This is a genomic window from Rhizobium aouanii (assembly GCF_037002925.1).
Classification (GTDB): domain Bacteria; phylum Pseudomonadota; class Alphaproteobacteria; order Rhizobiales; family Rhizobiaceae; genus Rhizobium; species Rhizobium aouanii.
In genome coordinates this window covers 138189-152385 of record NZ_JBAMYD010000011.1, presented here as the reverse complement: position 1 = coordinate 152385, position 14197 = coordinate 138189, and the positions used below count along the sequence as shown (strand labels likewise).

Here is a 14197-nt window from a genome sequence, read left to right as displayed (position 1 = left end):
TTCAGTAGCTCGACGCAGTAGCCGGTGCCGACTGTGTTCCGCCCAGAACCGCCAGGATATCGTCGAGCAGGTCGGAAGCGCCGAAGCGGAACGTCGACGGCATCGCCCAGTCCGGTGTCATGATGGTTTCGGCAAGACTCAGATAGAGTGCGGCATCGGTCACCGAGCCGATGCCGCCTGATGGCTTGAAGCCGACCTTGCGTCCACTTTCACGAATGGTGCGGATCATGATGTCGGCGGCTTCGAGCGTAGCATTGACGGCGACCTTGCCGGTCGAGGTCTTGATGAAATCGGCGCCGGCTTCGATGGCGAGTTCGGAGGCACGGCGGATCAATGCGGCATCCTTCAGCTCGCCAGTCTCGATAATGACCTTCAGCAGGACGGGGCCGGCGCATTCTGCGCGCACGGCCTTGACCATGTCGGTCACCGCCTTCTCATTGCCCGCGAGCAGCTTGCGGTAGGGGATGACCAGATCGATCTCATCGGCGCCATCGGCAATCGCCTCGCGGGCTTCAGCGGCGACATCGGCTACTTCCATATCGCCGGAAGGGAGGTTGACGACGGTCGCGATACGCACGGCGTGCCCAGTGCCAAGGATAGTGCGGGCCTGAGCGACGAACCGCGGCCAGATGCAGATCGCAGCGCTGGTGCCGTAGGGCGTCTGCGCACGGGCACAGAGCGCGTCGATCTGCGCCTCGGTGCAATCATCCTTCAAATTGGTGAGATCGAGAAGAGAAAGGGCGACAGCCGCCGTCTCCCGGTTGGAATGGCTATTCATCTTCGCTTCCTCTAGAGCATGAAGCCGCAAAGTGTGCGCGGTTTCGGCGCCATGTTCTAACTATCTAATTTAGAACAGGATTCAGATTTTAGGCCGACCCGGCCTAAAATCATCCTGTTCCAGCTGCAATCATGTCTTTCAATATGGCGGCGAGACGGGCGCCGCCGATGGGCGCCATGTCCTTGGTTTCTTCATGGCTGAGCTCATTGCCGGTCATGCCTGCCCCATAGTTGGTGATAACGGAGGCGGCTGCAACCCTCAGGCCCAGCATTCTTGCGATGATGACCTCGGGCACCGTCGACATGCCGACGGCATCGGCGCCCAGGATGCGCGCCATGCGGATTTCCGCCGGCGTTTCGAAGCTTGGACCGGAGAACCACATATAAACTCCCTGCGCCAGCTCGATTTTAAGCTTTGCCGCTGCCCTTTGCATCGCCGCGGCAAGGCCAGCATCATAGGCATTGGTCATGCCGACGAAACGATGATCGCTTTCCTCGCCGATCAGCGGGTTCACGCCGGAATAGTTGATGTGATCGGTGATCTGCATCACCGAACCGGGCGGCAGGTCGTCGCGCAGAGATCCGGCCGAATTGGTCAGGATCAGCGCCTCGACGCCGAGCGCCTTCAGCACCTCGATCGGCAGGCGCATGGCATTGGCATCGCCCTTCTCGTAATAATGCACGCGGCCGGAGAGCATGACGACAGGCACGCCGCCGAGGCGGCCGGCGACGACTTCGCCTGCATGGCCGGAGACGGCACTGACGGGAAAGCCCGGCAGGTCGCGATAGGGAACACGCACAGCGCCGTCCAGCGCACCGACGAGGGAGCCGAGACCGGAGCCGAGCACGATACCGTGGCGCGGCTTGATGCCGCCGAGCAATGCGGCAAGCAGGTTGACGGTCGCCTTCATCCGAGTTCGGTCTCGAAACTGAAGGGAAGAAGCTCTTCCATCGTCATGGTCTTCTTCACGCCCGCCTCATCGCAGAGATAGATCCTCGTCTCCTTGGAGGCGAATTCGGAGATCTTCTGCCGACAGCCGCCGCAGGGCGGGCAGAGCGGCAGCTTCTCGGCAATGACCGCCATTTCGACGATCTTCTTGGCGCCGCCCATGATCATCGCGCCGATCGCCGTCGGCTCGGCGCACCACCCTTGCGGAAAGGAGAGGTTTTCGATGTTGGCGCCAGTATAGACCTTGCCGTCCTCGGCGCGGATCGCGGCGCCAACCGGGAATTTCGAATAGGGCGCATGGGCAAAGGCCATGGCGCCGCGGGCGGCTTCGAACAGATCGTGAGACATATCAACGCTCCTTCGTATAGGGCACGCCACCAGCTTTCGGCGGGGTCGCGACGCCGATGAAGCCAGCAAGCAGGACGCAGGTGAGGACATAGGGCAGCGCCTGGAAGACCTGAACCGGCACTTCGCCGATCAGCGGCACCTGCTTTCCCTGCATGAAATTTGCGAGCGCATCGAGGAAGCCGAAGAGCAGGCAGGCAAACATGACGGGCACCGGCTTCCACTTGGCAAAGACGAGTGCTGCGAGCGCAATGTAGCCCTTGCCGGCCGACATGTCCTTGATGAAGGCAGCGGACTGGGCGATCGCCAGATAGGTGCCGGCAAAGCCGCAAAGGATGCCGGCGCACATGACGGCGCGATAGCGCAGCCAGGCAACGGAAATACCTGCCGTATCCACTGCGCCCGGGTTTTCACCGACGGCGCGGAGCCGCAGGCCGAAGCGTGTGCGGTAAAGCACCCACCAGGAAAACGGCACGGCGAGAAAGGCGAGATAAGTGAGGACGTTGTTGCCCGATATGACATTGGCATAGATCGGGCCGATGATCGGTATGTCGCGGGCGGCATCGGCGCCCGGCAGGATGATCGGCGCGAAGCGCGAATCCGGCGACAACTGCGGCGTACGTCCGCCCTGGCCGAACCAGGCCTGGCCGAGCACGATGGTGATGCCGGCGATGAAGAAGTTGATCGCGACGCCTGACACAATCTGGTTGCCGCGATTGGTGATCGAGGCAAAGCCATGCACCAGGCTCAGCGCCACCGAGCAGAGGATGCCGGCACCGAGACCGAGCCAGGCCGAATCGGTGAGATAGGCAACGCAGGCGGCGGCAAAGGCCGAGCCCAGCATCTTGCCCTCCAGGCCGATATCGAAAATGCCGGCGCGTTCCGAAAACAGACCGGCAAGAGCGGTGAAGATCAGCGGGATCGACAGGCGGATGGTCGAGCTCAAAACGTTGATAAGGATGTCGTAATAATCCATCGCCCGCTCCTTAACCGCGCTTGAACTGCTGATAGAGGCGCACCATCGCCGGCCGGAACATATATTCCAGCGCGCCGGCAAAGAGGATCACCAGACCCTGGATGACGAGGATCATCTCGCGGGTGATATTCGGCATTTCGAAGGAAATCCAGTCACCGCCCTGATAGAGGATACCGAAGAGGATCGCGGCCACGATGATGCCGAGCGGATGGTTGCGGCCCATCAGCGATACGGCGATGCCGACGAAGCCGGCGCCGCCGACGAATTCCACCTGCAGACGGGCCGACGAACCCATGACGGGGTTCAGCGCCATCATGCCGGCGAGCGCACCGGAGAGCAGCATGGCGATGATCACGGTGCGGGCATAGGGGATGCCGGCATAGGCCGCTGCCGTCGGGCTGACGCCCAGCGTGCGCATCTCGAAACCGAGCTTGGTGCGCCAGACGAGCAGCCAGACGAGGTAGCTGACGACGAGCGCAATGATGAAGGAGACGTTGAACGGGGCAGCCCCCAGCTTGGCGCCGAACAGCTGCATGACCCAGCCGAGCTTCGGCAACTGACCGCCTTCGAGGAAGGTGCGGGTTTCCGGCGCCATCTTGCCTGGCACGATCAGCACATGCACCAGGAGGTACACCATCAGCGCTGCGCCGATATAATTGAACATGATCGTCGTGATGACGATGTGGCTGCCGCGTTTTGCCTGCAGGAAGGCCGGAATGAAGGCCCAGGCCGCACCAAACAGGCCGGCGCCGACGACCGCGATCGGCATCGTTACATACCATGGGACGTAGCGGTCGAGCGCCAGCGCCACCAGCGCGCAGCCGAGGCCGCCGAGATAGGCCTGGCCTTCGGAACCGATGTTGAAAAGTCCGGCATGGATCGCCACCGCGACGGAAAGGCCGGTGAAGATGAAACTCGTCGCATAGTATAGCGTGAAGCCGATGCCTTCGCCATTGCCGAGCGCGCCCTGGATCAGCAGCGACAGCGCATCGAGCGGGCTCTCGCCGATCAGCCAAACGACGAAGCCGGAGATCAGGAAGGCGACGGTGAGGTTCAAAATCGGGATGAGGCCGTAGTTGATCCAGTTTGGTAGCGGAACGGAAGCAGTGCTCATAAAGGCCTCACGCGGCAATGCCGGCCATCATCAGGCCGAGGGTCTGTTCACCGGCATCGGGCGTCTTCTCGCCGACGACGTGGCCGGCAAACATGACAAGGATACGGTCTGAAAGGGAGCGGATTTCATCGAGTTCGACGGAGACGAGCAGGATCGCCTTGCCCGCGTCGCGCATTTCGATAATCCGGCGGTGAATGAATTCGATGGCGCCGATATCGACGCCGCGTGTCGGCTGGCCGATGATCAGCATCTTCGGATCGCGTTCGATCTCGCGGGCGACGACGATCTTCTGCTGATTGCCGCCGGAGAAATTCGCCGTTTTCAGACGCGGGTTCGGCGGGCGGATGTCGTATTTCTCGATCTTCTCCATCGCATCCTTGCGGATCGCTTCGAGATCGAGCAGCGGGCCCTTGCTGTAGGCCGGGTGGCGATGATAGCCGAGCACGGAATTTTCATATTCCTCGAATTTCAGCACCAGGCCCATATGGTGTCGGTCCTCGGGAATATGAGCGAGGCCGAGATCACGCAGGCGGGCGGGATCGGCCTTGTCGATCGTCTGGCCGTCGAGGAGGATTTCACCGGAGGTCGGCTTGCGAATGCCGGCAATCGCCTCCAGCAATTCGGATTGGCCATTGCCGGCGACACCGGCGATGCCGACGATCTCACCGGCGCGCACGTCGAAGGAGACATTGTCGACCATGGTGACGCCGCGATTGTCCTTGACCGTCAGGTTGCGGACGGACAGCACGGGAGATCCGGGGTTGGCCTCGCCCTTCTGCACGCGCAGCAGCACGCGGCGGCCGACCATCAGCTCGGCGAGTTCCTCCACCGTCGTCTCCGCCGTCTTGCGGGTCGCGACCATTTCACCGCGGCGCATGACCGAGACCGTATCGGTGATCGCCATGATCTCGCGCAGCTTGTGGGTTATGAGGATGATCGTCTTGCCCTGGTCGCGCAGCACCTTGAGGATCCGGAAGAGATGATCGGCCTCTGCCGGCGTCAGAACGCCGGTCGGCTCGTCGAGGATCAGGATCTCGGCGCCGCGATACATCGCTTTCAGGATCTCGACACGCTGCTGCAGGCCGACCGGGAGCTCTTCGATCAGCGCGTCCGGATCGACCTCCAGGCCATATTCCGTTTCCAGCCGCTTGAGCTCGGCGCGGGCCGAGGCGACGCCCCTCGCCAACAGCATGCCGCCTTCGGCGCCAAGCATGATGTTCTCGAGCACCGTGAAATTATCGACCAGCATGAAGTGCTGATGCACCATGCCGATGCCGGTGGCGATCGCCGCCTGGCTGTCGCGGATGGTGACGGGATTGCCGTTGACGCGGATCTCGCCGCTATCGGCATGGTAGAAACCATAAATGATCGACATCAGCGTCGATTTGCCGGCGCCGTTTTCACCGATGATGCCGTGGATCGTCCCCTTGGCAACGGTCAGGTTGATGTCCCTGTTCGCATGGACGGCACCGAATTTCTTGTCGATGCCGACAAGCTCGATAGCGGGCTTATCTGTCACTGCAGGCTCCAAATAAGAAAAGGGCGTATGGCGAAAATCCCCTCCGCCATACGCCTGATCTCAATCATCACTTTCGGGCGCGGATCACTTCGGGCAAGCGTTGTCCGAGGTGTAATCGTGAACCTTGATGGTGCCCGCGATGATATCGGCCTTAGCCTTGTCGACGGCAGCCTGCATTTCCGGTGTGATCAGGGACTTGTTGTTGTCGTCGATCGCGGCGCCGACACCATCTTCCTTGACGCCGAGCGCCTGGACACCGCCGGTGAACTTGTCGTTCTTGGTGTCGTTGTAGGCGTTGTAGACGGCGAGGTCGACGCGCTTGACCATCGAGGTCAGGACCGAGCCCGGATGCAGATGGTTCTGGTTGGAGTCGACGCCGATCGACAGCTTCTTGTTGTCGGCGGCGGTCTGCAGAACGCCGAGACCGGTGGCGCCGGCTGCCGCATAAACGACGTCAGCGCCCTGGTCGATCTGGTTCTTGGTGAGCTCGCCGCCACGGACCGGGTCGTTCCAGGCAGCGCCCGTGGTGCCGGTCATGTTCTGGAACACTTCGATATCGGCCTTGACCGAGCGTGCGCCCTGCTCGTAGCCGCATTCGAACTTGCGGATCAGCGGGATGTCCATGCCGCCGACGAAGCCGATCTTGCCGGTCTTCGAGGCCATGCCGGCGAGAACGCCGACGAGGTAGGAGCCTTCTTCTTCCTTGTAGACAACCGAGCGGACGTTCGGTTTGTCGACGACGGAATCGACGATGATGAATTTGGTATCCGGGAATTCGGCTGCAACCTTCTCGATGGCCGAGGTCCAGGCGAAGGAAACGGCAACCACCGGATTGAAACCGCGGCTGGCGAAGTTGCGGATGGCCTGTTCGCCCTGGGTGTCGCCCGTCGGCTCGAAGTCGCGGTAGGCGATGCCGGTCTCGGTCTTGAACTTCTCGGCACCGTTATAGGCCGCCTCGTTGAAGGACTTATCGAACTTCCCGCCGGTGCCGTAAACCAGCGCCGGCTTGACATCGGCGGCAAGCGCCGTCGTCGACATGGCAGCCACGGCAAAGAGAGTGAGAAGGGATTTTTTCATTGTGCAGCCCTGTTGTTGCTATTCGTTAGGGGTCCTCCCGCAAGCCCTTTTCGGGCATGTCTGCGGAACCACCGACCTCCCCCCGGAGGCCTGGCTGCGTGCATCCTTGCATGGCTCACGGAAAAATTCACCAGAAATTTTTCAGCTGGTAAAGATTTGCAGTGATTGCCGAAAATCAGCTCTTCGGGGCTTATTTTTGGACATTTCCGCCGCCCGGATGCTGGATTTCTAGCCAATCCAACAGCAATGCCGAGGCAAAGAAAGGGGCGGTACCTACGCCGATTTCAAGCGGGATCGTGCCGGCAGAACCGGTTTCCTATGCGGTGAAGCGGCCGGCCACCGGCGGCTTCTTGTAGCCGATCATCCACAGAAGCAGCGCGATCACCAGGAAAACGGCAAAGGCCGGCTGGAGCATCAGCCACTGGAAGATGAAGGTGTAGAAACGCGGGTGGATATAGTAGGAAAGGGAGGATTGCAGCGACGTCAGCGTTGTCGGGCTCACATCCTGCCAGGCATCGGAGATCGGCGTCATCACCACGGAGGACGCCGCAACCGATTGGATCGAATCGATGGTCCCGGCAATCACGGCCGCCGCAAGCGCGACAAGACTCGCCAGACGCAACAGGAAACGCATCAATTCCTCCGACGCTCGATATGCCGGACAATTCCGGCCGGCCGCGCCATTCTCCACCTAGAGAATTACATAGTCGTCGATGAGGTGAAGCACAATGGATGGGCCGAGGCGAGTTTTATCCGAAGAAGTCAAAAAACTGTTAGATTTAGGTTGATCGGTAAAAATTCATCGGTATATATCGCGCCGTTCCGACGATTTGCTCCTACCCTAGGCGCGAACGCCCAATGGACAGGTGGCCGAGTGGTTTAAGGCGCACGCCTGGAACGCGTGTGTACGTGAAAGCGTACCGTGGGTTCGAATCCCACCCTGTCCGCCATGGTATCGATTTCGATATTCACCTTAAACCGTTGTCGACAACTGGCCGAAGCTGTCGGATCCCCAATCTACGTTCGTGGAAGACGTGCTCCACCTTCGTCATCGCCAGCGCCGTGATCTCCGTGCCTTGGAAACGCAGCGCGAACTCAAGTTCAGCACGTCGAAAGATTCCTGAATTTTTACCATGCGGCTTCACCGCCTCTTTGCACGTTTGGGTTTACCGTCTGCCAAAATCAAAAACAGAGGTAAAACAGGTGGAAGAACTTTCGGTAAAGTCGAAGATCATCAAATCCGTCTATTTCGGCCAGGAAGACGGACGACTGCGGATTTGTTTCAAGAATGGCGAGGAACGTTTGTTTGAAGGCGTTCCCTCCTCGGAAGCGCACGCGATGACGGTGGCGCCGTCTCCCGGCCATTATTATCTCGACCGGATCAGAACCCGGTTTCGCAGATTGGCAGCCTGAAACCCGAGCCGATACCGCCAGCGCGCATTGCGGGATTGTGCGAGATCGGGACAAGGCCGGTGGATAGTAACCGGCTGTTAACCCTCGATACCATCCGGGTTGGATCGCGGCTGTCGGAAAGCGGCAACGTGTCGGCGCTGTCGGCTTTGTTCAAGGTCGGCCAGCCAGGAGGCTCGGCGGCGGACCCCAGCCAGGAAGCCGAGCCTCCCCGTCACCGATGCTCGGTGTGCGTGATGGCGAAGCGCATGAGCAGCTCTCGGACGCCGCCATGCTCTGTTTGTCTGGAATGACCCAGAACGGCTGCGACCTCATCATCTCCTGAACTAGCGAATTGGGGCTAATCCTGTGAAAAACCCGAATTATCGCATCCGGACTCGACAACGCTTTATTAGAATGATTGCATAAATCGGAATAAAGACGGGGGTAATGATGTTCGAGAATCTGCTTGAGATGCAGGAGCGTGGCGCACGAGACCGTGCGCGTGGCCGCAGTCTGGCCGACAATCCGATGTCGAAGCCGGATATCCTGCCGATCGCTGATTTTCAGGAATGGTACTCGATGTTCGACGCCTGGCGCTTCGGTTGGTCGATCGAGGATGCGATGGCGGGGCACATCAACATGCCCCGGCATGGTGGCACATTGACCCAGACCTACACCAGAACGGTCTGATCGATCCTGTCCTCGGCGCCGAAGAATTTCAGGTAGCGTTCGACCTCGGCCGGGTCGCCGGTCGCCTTCTGCGGATTGTCGGAGAGTTTTACTGCCGGACGGCCGTTGGCGTCGCTGACCTTGCAGACGACGGAGATCGGGTTGAGGCCGGAGATCTCGATCGGCGCGCAGCCGGAAAAATCGTTCGTCAGGTTCGTGCCCCAGCCGAAACTCATGCGCACGCGGCCTTCGAAATGCCGGTAGGTATCGATGATGGCATCGACATCGAGGCCGTCGGAGAAGATCAGCAGCTTCTGGCGCGGATCGCGGCCCATCTTCTTCCACCAGTCGATAATCTTCTCGCCGCCTTCGATCGGCGGGGCACTGTCCGGGCGGAAGCCGGTCCAGTCGGCGACCCACTCCGGCGCGTCGCGCAGGAAAGCAGCGGTGCCGAAGGCGTCCGGCAGGACGATCAGAAGGTTGCCGCCATAGAGCTTGTTCCAGTCGCGCAGGATCTTGTAGGGCGCGTTGCGCAACTGCTCGTCGGTTTCGGCAAGGGCGGCGGCCACCATCGGCAGCTCGTGAGCATTGGTGCCGACGGCCTCAAGATCGGAATCCATCGCCAGCAATACGTTGCTGGTGCCGGCAAAGGCCGGGCCGATGCCTTCCTTCAGCGCCTCGACGCACCAACGCTGCCAGAGGAAACTGTGGCGGCGGCGAGTGCCGAAATCGGAGATACGCAGGCCCGGCAATTCCTTCAGCCGTTCGACCTTCGACCACATCTTCGCCTTGGCGCGAGCATAGAGCACATCGAGGGTGAAGGGACCGAGCGCCTTCATCGCGGAGCGCGAGCGCAGCTCGTTGACGATGGCGAGCGCCGGGATTTCCCACATGGTGGTTTCCTTCCACGATCCGTGGAAATCCAGCACATACTGGCCGTCCTTCTTCGACAGCTCGTATTCGGGAAGCTGGAAATTGGAAAGCCAGGCAAGGAATTCCGGTTCGAAGATCTGCGCGCGACCATAGAAGCTGTTACCCGCAAGCCAGATCATCTCCTTCTTCGAAAGCCTCAGCGTGCGAGCATGATCGAGCTGTTCGCGCAATTCGCCTTCGTCGAGCTCCTCGGCCAGACGCACCCGTTTGGTGCGGTTGATGAGGGTGAACGAAGCGTTCACCTCCGGATAGAGCTTCCAGATCATCTGCAGCATCAAAAGCTTGTAGAAGTCGGTATCGATCAGACTGCGGATGATCGGATCGAGTTTCCAGGCGTGATTGTAGACGCGTCTTGCGATATCGGTCCTGGCCATCAAACTCCCGCCCCTGTCCACTCCGGTCAGGTGCTGCCAAATTCCCGGGTACTGCCAAGTTCCCAGCCGGCGCACAAAACCGGCTCGTGCGCCTTCTTATCGAAAAATCGGCGGCTAAAGTCCAGACAAAACAATAAACGTCCCGCCACAGTGTCGCGACGGGACGTGAACATGGTTTTGCTCACGATTATTGGGCCGGGGTTGCAGGCGCCACATTCGGAGCGGCCGGCGTGATGTTCGGCGTTTCGGTTGGAACGGCAGTCCCATTCTGCAGCGCCGGCGCGGGAGCCGGCGAAGGCTGCTGCGACTGGAGCTGTTCACCCGGCTGTTGCGGCGCCACTTCTTCTGCCTCGCGATTACCCCAAATTTCGACCGGGATCCAAACCACGAAGGCAAGCACCAGCGCGACGATCAGCACCGTCAGGATGCGATAACCCATGCGTCCCTGCCTTGCCTTCACCGGCGGGATCTGCTCTTCCTTGTGAAGCTTGCCATCCGACTTTTCCCAGCGTGTTTCGGTCTGATGGGCCATCATCGTCTCCTTCCGCTGTATTGACGGGCCGATCCGGCCGCGAAGAATTTCCGCAGAAGAAACGGGTGGCTGTCAGGAAGGTTCCGAAAGCTCAATAGCCGACGGCGCGGTCGACGACGAATTGCAGCGGCTCACCACGCTCGAAACGGGCGATCTGCGTCTCGACATGCCGGAACAGCGCGTTTTCTTCGGAGACGGCCGCGTCATGCGGCGTGATGAAGACGTTCTGCAAGTCCCATAGCGGGTGGTCTGATGCAAGCGGCTCCGCCTCGAAGACATCGAGGGAAGCGCCGCCGAGGGTACCGTCACGGATGGCGGAGACGATATCGGCCTCGACCTGGCTCTTGCCGCGGCCGGCATTGATGAAGACCGGCCGCCCGAGCGCGCCGTTGCGGCGCAGCTTTGCAAACAGCCCGGCGTCATAGAAGCCTGATGTTTCAGGCGTCAGCGGCAGCAGGCCGACGAGGATGTCAGTCCTTGCGAGGAAGCTGTCAAACTCGCTGGCATCGAAGGTTTCGACGCCGTCGATCTGCTTGCGGCTGCGCGACCACCCGATGACGTTGAACCCCATCACTCTCAGCTTGGCGACCGCATCCTGCCCAAGAATGCCGAGACCCATGACGCCGACCGTCACTTCTGCCGCCTCCGGCGCGATCAGCTTGGCCCACTCACGCTGCCGCTGGTGGCTGTCATGGGTGTATTGCCCGCGCAGATGCATCAGGCATTGCATGACCACCCATTCGCTCATGCGGGTCGTCAGGCTGCGGTCGACGAAGCGGACGATCGGGATCTCGGGCAGGCCGTCCATGCCGATAATATGGTCGACGCCGGCGCCGCCGGAGAAGATCACTTTCAGGTTCGGCGCCCGTTTGAAGAGATCGGCATCCGGCTTCCAGAGAAGCGCGTATTCGACGTCGCGGAGATCGCGTGTCCGATCGGCCGGATCGGCGAGATTGATGCTGCCGCGGTCGGCGAAGGCCGTCTTCAGTACGAGGGCGACGCCTTCGGGATTGAACTTGATATCGACGAGAACGGGAGGAGTTGCGGGCATGATCTTCTTTTATTGCTGTACGGCGGGTGTCGGCACCGCCTCGATGTTGAAAGCGGCGGCCATCAGCGCCCTGGTGTAATCGTCCTTCGGCGCGCGGAAGATTTCCGCCGACGGTCCCTGCTCCACTACCTTGCCGAAACGCATGACGATGACGTCGTTGGCGAGCGCCTTCACTACCTTCAGGTCGTGGCTGATGAAGAGATAGGCGAGATCGTGCTTCTTCTGCAGATCGCGCAGGAGATCGACCACCTGGGCCTGCACGCTCATGTCGAGCGCGGAGGTCGGCTCGTCAAGCATGACGAAGCGTGGCTTCAGCACCATGGCCCGGGCAATGGCGATGCGCTGGCGCTGGCCGCCGGAGAATTCGTGCGGGTAACGCCAGCGGGTCAGGGGATCGAGACCCACCTCCTCCAGCGCCCAGCAGACGCGCTGATCGCGTTCTTCTGATGTCAGCGAGCGCTCATGCACCTTCAGCCCTTCGGCGACGATATCGCCGACCGACATGCGGGGGCTGAGCGATCCATAGGGATCCTGAAAGACGACCTGCAGCTGGTTGCGCAGCGGCCGCATCTCGCTGAATGAATAGCCGGCTATATCCTTGCCGACAAAGGCAATTCGTCCTTGCGAGGAGATCAGCCGTGTGAGCGCCAGGCCGAGCGTGGTCTTGCCGGAACCGGATTCGCCGACGACGCCGAGGGTCTGGCCGGCGCGCAGCGAAAGATCGATGCCATCGACGGCCTTCACGTGATCGACAACGCGGCGCATCAGCCCCGCTTTGATCGGGAACCAGACGCGGATATCCGAACCTTCCATCACCAATGGTTTCGACGGATCGGCAAGCGGCGGCTCGCCGCGCGGTTCGGAAGCGAGAAGGTGGCGGGTATATTCGTGCTTGGGATCGGCGAAGACCTCCGCGACCGTCCCGGTTTCGACGATCTTGCCCTTGGTCATGACGCAGACCCGATCGGCGAATTCGCGGACGATGCCGAGATCATGGGTGATGAACAGCAGCGACATGCCGTGGACGGCCTTCAACTGCCGGAGCAATTCGAGGATCTGCGCCTGCACGGTGACGTCAAGCGCCGTGGTGGGCTCGTCGGCGATCAGTAATTCTGGCCGGTTGGCGAGCGCCATGGCGATCATGACGCGCTGGCGCTGGCCACCTGACAGTTCGTGCGGATAGGCCTTCAACCGCTTTTCCGGTTCGCGGATGCCGACCTGGTTCAGCAATTCCAGCACGCGCTCACGCGCCGGCTGGCCGGTAAGGCCCTGGTGCAGGGCCAGGATCTCGGCGATCTGCTTCTCGATCGTATGAAGCGGATTGAGCGAGGTCATCGGCTCCTGGAAGATCATGGTGATGTCGTTGCCGCGCACTTCCCGCAGCGCCCGCTCCGACGCCTTCAGGAGGTCCTTGCCCTTGAACAGGATTTCGCCGGAGGGATGGCTTGCCGAAGGATAAGGCAAAAGCCGCAGGATCGAGTTGGCCGAGACCGATTTGCCGGAGCCGGATTCGCCGACCAGCGCCACGACCTCGCCTTTGGCGATATCGAAGGAGATGTGATCGACGGCGAGCGAGGTCTCGCCGCCCTGATGAAAGGCAACCGAGAGATCGCGGACTGAGAGGAGCGGTTCTGTCATTCGGGCAGACTTTTCAGGAGGGAGGAAAGAGTGGGCTCATCCGGACGAAGAATGGTCAAGGGCCGAGCTTGCGCTGTCCGCCCATATCTCTGATGCGTGAGCTGGTATTCATCCTTTATTCGCTGATCGTCCGTCAGGATATGCGAACAGTTTGCGCCGATGGCCGTCGATTGATGAATGGCGTCCGGTAGTTTCAGACTGCCATATTGAGACCGCAGCACAGCAGCATACCGAAGTGTGGGCGAAGCGACCGGAAGCACTTCAAGCCAGCTGTTCGTCAGGATCAGCCCTTCATACACATCAATCAGGCTGTCGTCATTCTGACGATATGGCGTCACCAGAAGCTCGGACAGCGTCAACTCACTCGTCACGAATCTCGGCTCGGCGGAAGCGTCGCCTGCGGCAAGCAGTTGAGCGAGGCGATCACTCGTCTCGTCCCGCCTCTCGAATGCCATGATGAAAATATTCGTGTCGAGATAAATTCTACTGACACCTTGCATCAATCATCCCAATCATCCCGCAGCCGGCGAATTCTGGCGACCGCTTCCTCGGCAGTCACAGATGGCCTGTCTTCCGCTTTTATGCGCCGAATGGCGGCGAGGGTTTCGCCTGTGGTCATCGGCTTCCGCTCAATCTTCGGCAGGTTTTTGAATCCCGGAAAAGGATCTCTCCGCTCGTCCTTGGCTTCTTCCTCGATCACCACACGCACCATGGCGTCTTTCTCCAGGCCCTTTCGGAGTTCTTCCGGCAGCTTCGATGCAGGATAATGCTCAAACACGATCTTGTTCATCGGCCTGTGCCTCAAAAGTTGCGTCATACCCAACCTTAGTCTGAACGCCTGCAAATGACGA

16 protein-coding genes and 1 tRNA gene are annotated in these 14197 nt (G+C 60.6%); 3 read left to right on the top strand and 14 right to left on the bottom strand.

What is annotated here, in order from left to right:
- Position 1 precedes the first annotated feature (1 nt).
- From deoC to V8P77_RS20155, 8 genes are all read right to left on the bottom strand, one after another.
- On the bottom strand, positions 2-778 hold the full coding sequence (deoC, locus tag V8P77_RS20190) for a deoxyribose-phosphate aldolase (RefSeq protein WP_335913957.1): 777 nt from the start codon (positions 776-778) through the stop codon (positions 2-4).
- Positions 779-887: 109 nt separating this feature from the next.
- Positions 888-1688, bottom strand: coding sequence for a purine-nucleoside phosphorylase (locus tag V8P77_RS20185; protein ID WP_335913956.1), 801 nt, complete (start codon positions 1686-1688; stop codon positions 888-890).
- Positions 1685-2074, bottom strand: a complete 390-nt coding sequence (locus V8P77_RS20180; protein ID WP_028757711.1) for a cytidine deaminase — start codon at positions 2072-2074, stop codon at positions 1685-1687. Before V8P77_RS20180 ends, V8P77_RS20185 begins: the two co-directional genes overlap by 4 nt.
- A 1-nt stretch (position 2075) precedes the next feature.
- Positions 2076-3047 (bottom strand): ABC transporter permease, encoded by a 972-nt coding sequence (locus tag V8P77_RS20175; RefSeq protein ID WP_335913955.1) that lies wholly within the window; start codon positions 3045-3047, stop codon positions 2076-2078.
- Between the two features lie 10 nt (positions 3048-3057).
- On the bottom strand, positions 3058-4161 hold the full coding sequence (locus V8P77_RS20170) for an ABC transporter permease (RefSeq protein WP_335913954.1): 1104 nt from the start codon (positions 4159-4161) through the stop codon (positions 3058-3060).
- Between the two features lie 7 nt (positions 4162-4168).
- Entirely contained in the window at positions 4169-5680 is a 1512-nt protein-coding gene (locus tag V8P77_RS20165) for an ABC transporter ATP-binding protein (RefSeq protein WP_335913953.1), read from the bottom strand.
- Between the two features lie 84 nt (positions 5681-5764).
- The gene (locus V8P77_RS20160) at positions 5765-6757 is read right to left on the bottom strand and encodes a BMP family lipoprotein (protein WP_335913952.1); all 993 of its coding nucleotides are present in this window, start codon (positions 6755-6757) and stop codon (positions 5765-5767) included.
- Between the two features lie 316 nt (positions 6758-7073).
- A complete protein-coding gene (locus V8P77_RS20155) occupies positions 7074-7391 on the bottom strand; it encodes a hypothetical protein (RefSeq protein WP_018070333.1) in 318 nt (105 codons plus the stop codon).
- 226 nt (positions 7392-7617) lie between these two features.
- Here V8P77_RS20155 and V8P77_RS20150 point away from each other — a divergent pair.
- From V8P77_RS20150 to V8P77_RS20140, 3 genes are all read left to right on the top strand, one after another.
- A tRNA-Ser gene (locus tag V8P77_RS20150) sits at positions 7618-7707 on the top strand.
- A 253-nt stretch (positions 7708-7960) separates the two neighbouring features.
- The gene (locus V8P77_RS20145) at positions 7961-8170 is read left to right on the top strand and encodes a KTSC domain-containing protein (RefSeq protein WP_025396685.1); all 210 of its coding nucleotides are present in this window, start codon (positions 7961-7963) and stop codon (positions 8168-8170) included.
- 429 nt (positions 8171-8599) lie between these two features.
- Positions 8600-8839: a CrpP-related protein gene (locus tag V8P77_RS20140; RefSeq protein ID WP_335913951.1), complete on the top strand. Its 240-nt coding sequence runs from the start codon at positions 8600-8602 to the stop codon at positions 8837-8839.
- Here the strand turns inward: V8P77_RS20140 and pncB are convergent.
- The 6 genes from pncB to V8P77_RS20110 form a co-directional block, all read right to left on the bottom strand.
- Positions 8821-10125, bottom strand: coding sequence for a nicotinate phosphoribosyltransferase (gene pncB, locus V8P77_RS20135; RefSeq protein ID WP_335913950.1), 1305 nt, complete (start codon positions 10123-10125; stop codon positions 8821-8823). The two genes, V8P77_RS20140 and pncB, sit on opposite strands and share 19 nt — an antisense overlap.
- Positions 10126-10312: 187 nt before the next feature.
- The gene (locus V8P77_RS20130; protein ID WP_335913949.1) at positions 10313-10660 is read right to left on the bottom strand and encodes a flagellar basal body-associated FliL family protein; all 348 of its coding nucleotides are present in this window, start codon (positions 10658-10660) and stop codon (positions 10313-10315) included.
- Positions 10661-10748: 88 nt separating this feature from the next.
- The gene (locus tag V8P77_RS20125; protein ID WP_335913948.1) at positions 10749-11708 is read right to left on the bottom strand and encodes a 2-hydroxyacid dehydrogenase; all 960 of its coding nucleotides are present in this window, start codon (positions 11706-11708) and stop codon (positions 10749-10751) included.
- A 9-nt stretch (positions 11709-11717) separates the two neighbouring features.
- On the bottom strand, positions 11718-13346 hold the full coding sequence (locus V8P77_RS20120) for an ABC transporter ATP-binding protein (protein ID WP_335913947.1): 1629 nt from the start codon (positions 13344-13346) through the stop codon (positions 11718-11720).
- Positions 13343-13846, bottom strand: a complete 504-nt coding sequence (locus tag V8P77_RS20115) for a type II toxin-antitoxin system VapC family toxin (RefSeq protein ID WP_335913946.1) — start codon at positions 13844-13846, stop codon at positions 13343-13345. The genes V8P77_RS20120 and V8P77_RS20115 overlap by 4 nt, the downstream gene beginning before the upstream one ends.
- A complete protein-coding gene (locus V8P77_RS20110) occupies positions 13846-14136 on the bottom strand; it encodes a hypothetical protein (RefSeq protein WP_335913945.1) in 291 nt (96 codons plus the stop codon). Before V8P77_RS20110 ends, V8P77_RS20115 begins: the two co-directional genes overlap by 1 nt.
- Positions 14137-14197 lie beyond the last annotated feature (61 nt).

Bases quoted from the DNA above. Each gene is read 5' to 3' on its own strand.
- deoC (WP_335913957.1), bottom strand. From the start codon at position 778: ATGAATAGCCATTCCAACCGGGAGACGGCGGCTGTCGCCCTTTCTCTT.
- V8P77_RS20185 (WP_335913956.1), bottom strand. From the start codon at position 1,688: ATGAAGGCGACCGTCAACCTGCTTGCCGCATTGCTCGGCGGCATCAAG.
- V8P77_RS20180 (WP_028757711.1), bottom strand. From the start codon at position 2,074: ATGTCTCACGATCTGTTCGAAGCCGCCCGCGGCGCCATGGCCTTTGCC.
- V8P77_RS20175 (WP_335913955.1), bottom strand. From the start codon at position 3,047: ATGGATTATTACGACATCCTTATCAACGTTTTGAGCTCGACCATCCGC.
- V8P77_RS20170 (WP_335913954.1), bottom strand. From the start codon at position 4,161: ATGAGCACTGCTTCCGTTCCGCTACCAAACTGGATCAACTACGGCCTC.
- V8P77_RS20160 (WP_335913952.1), bottom strand. From the start codon at position 6,757: ATGAAAAAATCCCTTCTCACTCTCTTTGCCGTGGCTGCCATGTCGACG.
- V8P77_RS20155 (WP_018070333.1), bottom strand. From the start codon at position 7,391: ATGCGTTTCCTGTTGCGTCTGGCGAGTCTTGTCGCGCTTGCGGCGGCC.
- V8P77_RS20140 (WP_335913951.1), top strand. From the start codon at position 8,600: ATGTTCGAGAATCTGCTTGAGATGCAGGAGCGTGGCGCACGAGACCGT.
- pncB (WP_335913950.1), bottom strand. From the start codon at position 10,125: ATGGCCAGGACCGATATCGCAAGACGCGTCTACAATCACGCCTGGAAA.
- V8P77_RS20130 (WP_335913949.1), bottom strand. From the start codon at position 10,660: ATGATGGCCCATCAGACCGAAACACGCTGGGAAAAGTCGGATGGCAAG.
- V8P77_RS20125 (WP_335913948.1), bottom strand. From the start codon at position 11,708: ATGCCCGCAACTCCTCCCGTTCTCGTCGATATCAAGTTCAATCCCGAA.
- V8P77_RS20120 (WP_335913947.1), bottom strand. From the start codon at position 13,346: ATGACAGAACCGCTCCTCTCAGTCCGCGATCTCTCGGTTGCCTTTCAT.
- V8P77_RS20115 (WP_335913946.1), bottom strand. From the start codon at position 13,846: ATGCAAGGTGTCAGTAGAATTTATCTCGACACGAATATTTTCATCATG.
- V8P77_RS20110 (WP_335913945.1), bottom strand. From the start codon at position 14,136: ATGAACAAGATCGTGTTTGAGCATTATCCTGCATCGAAGCTGCCGGAA.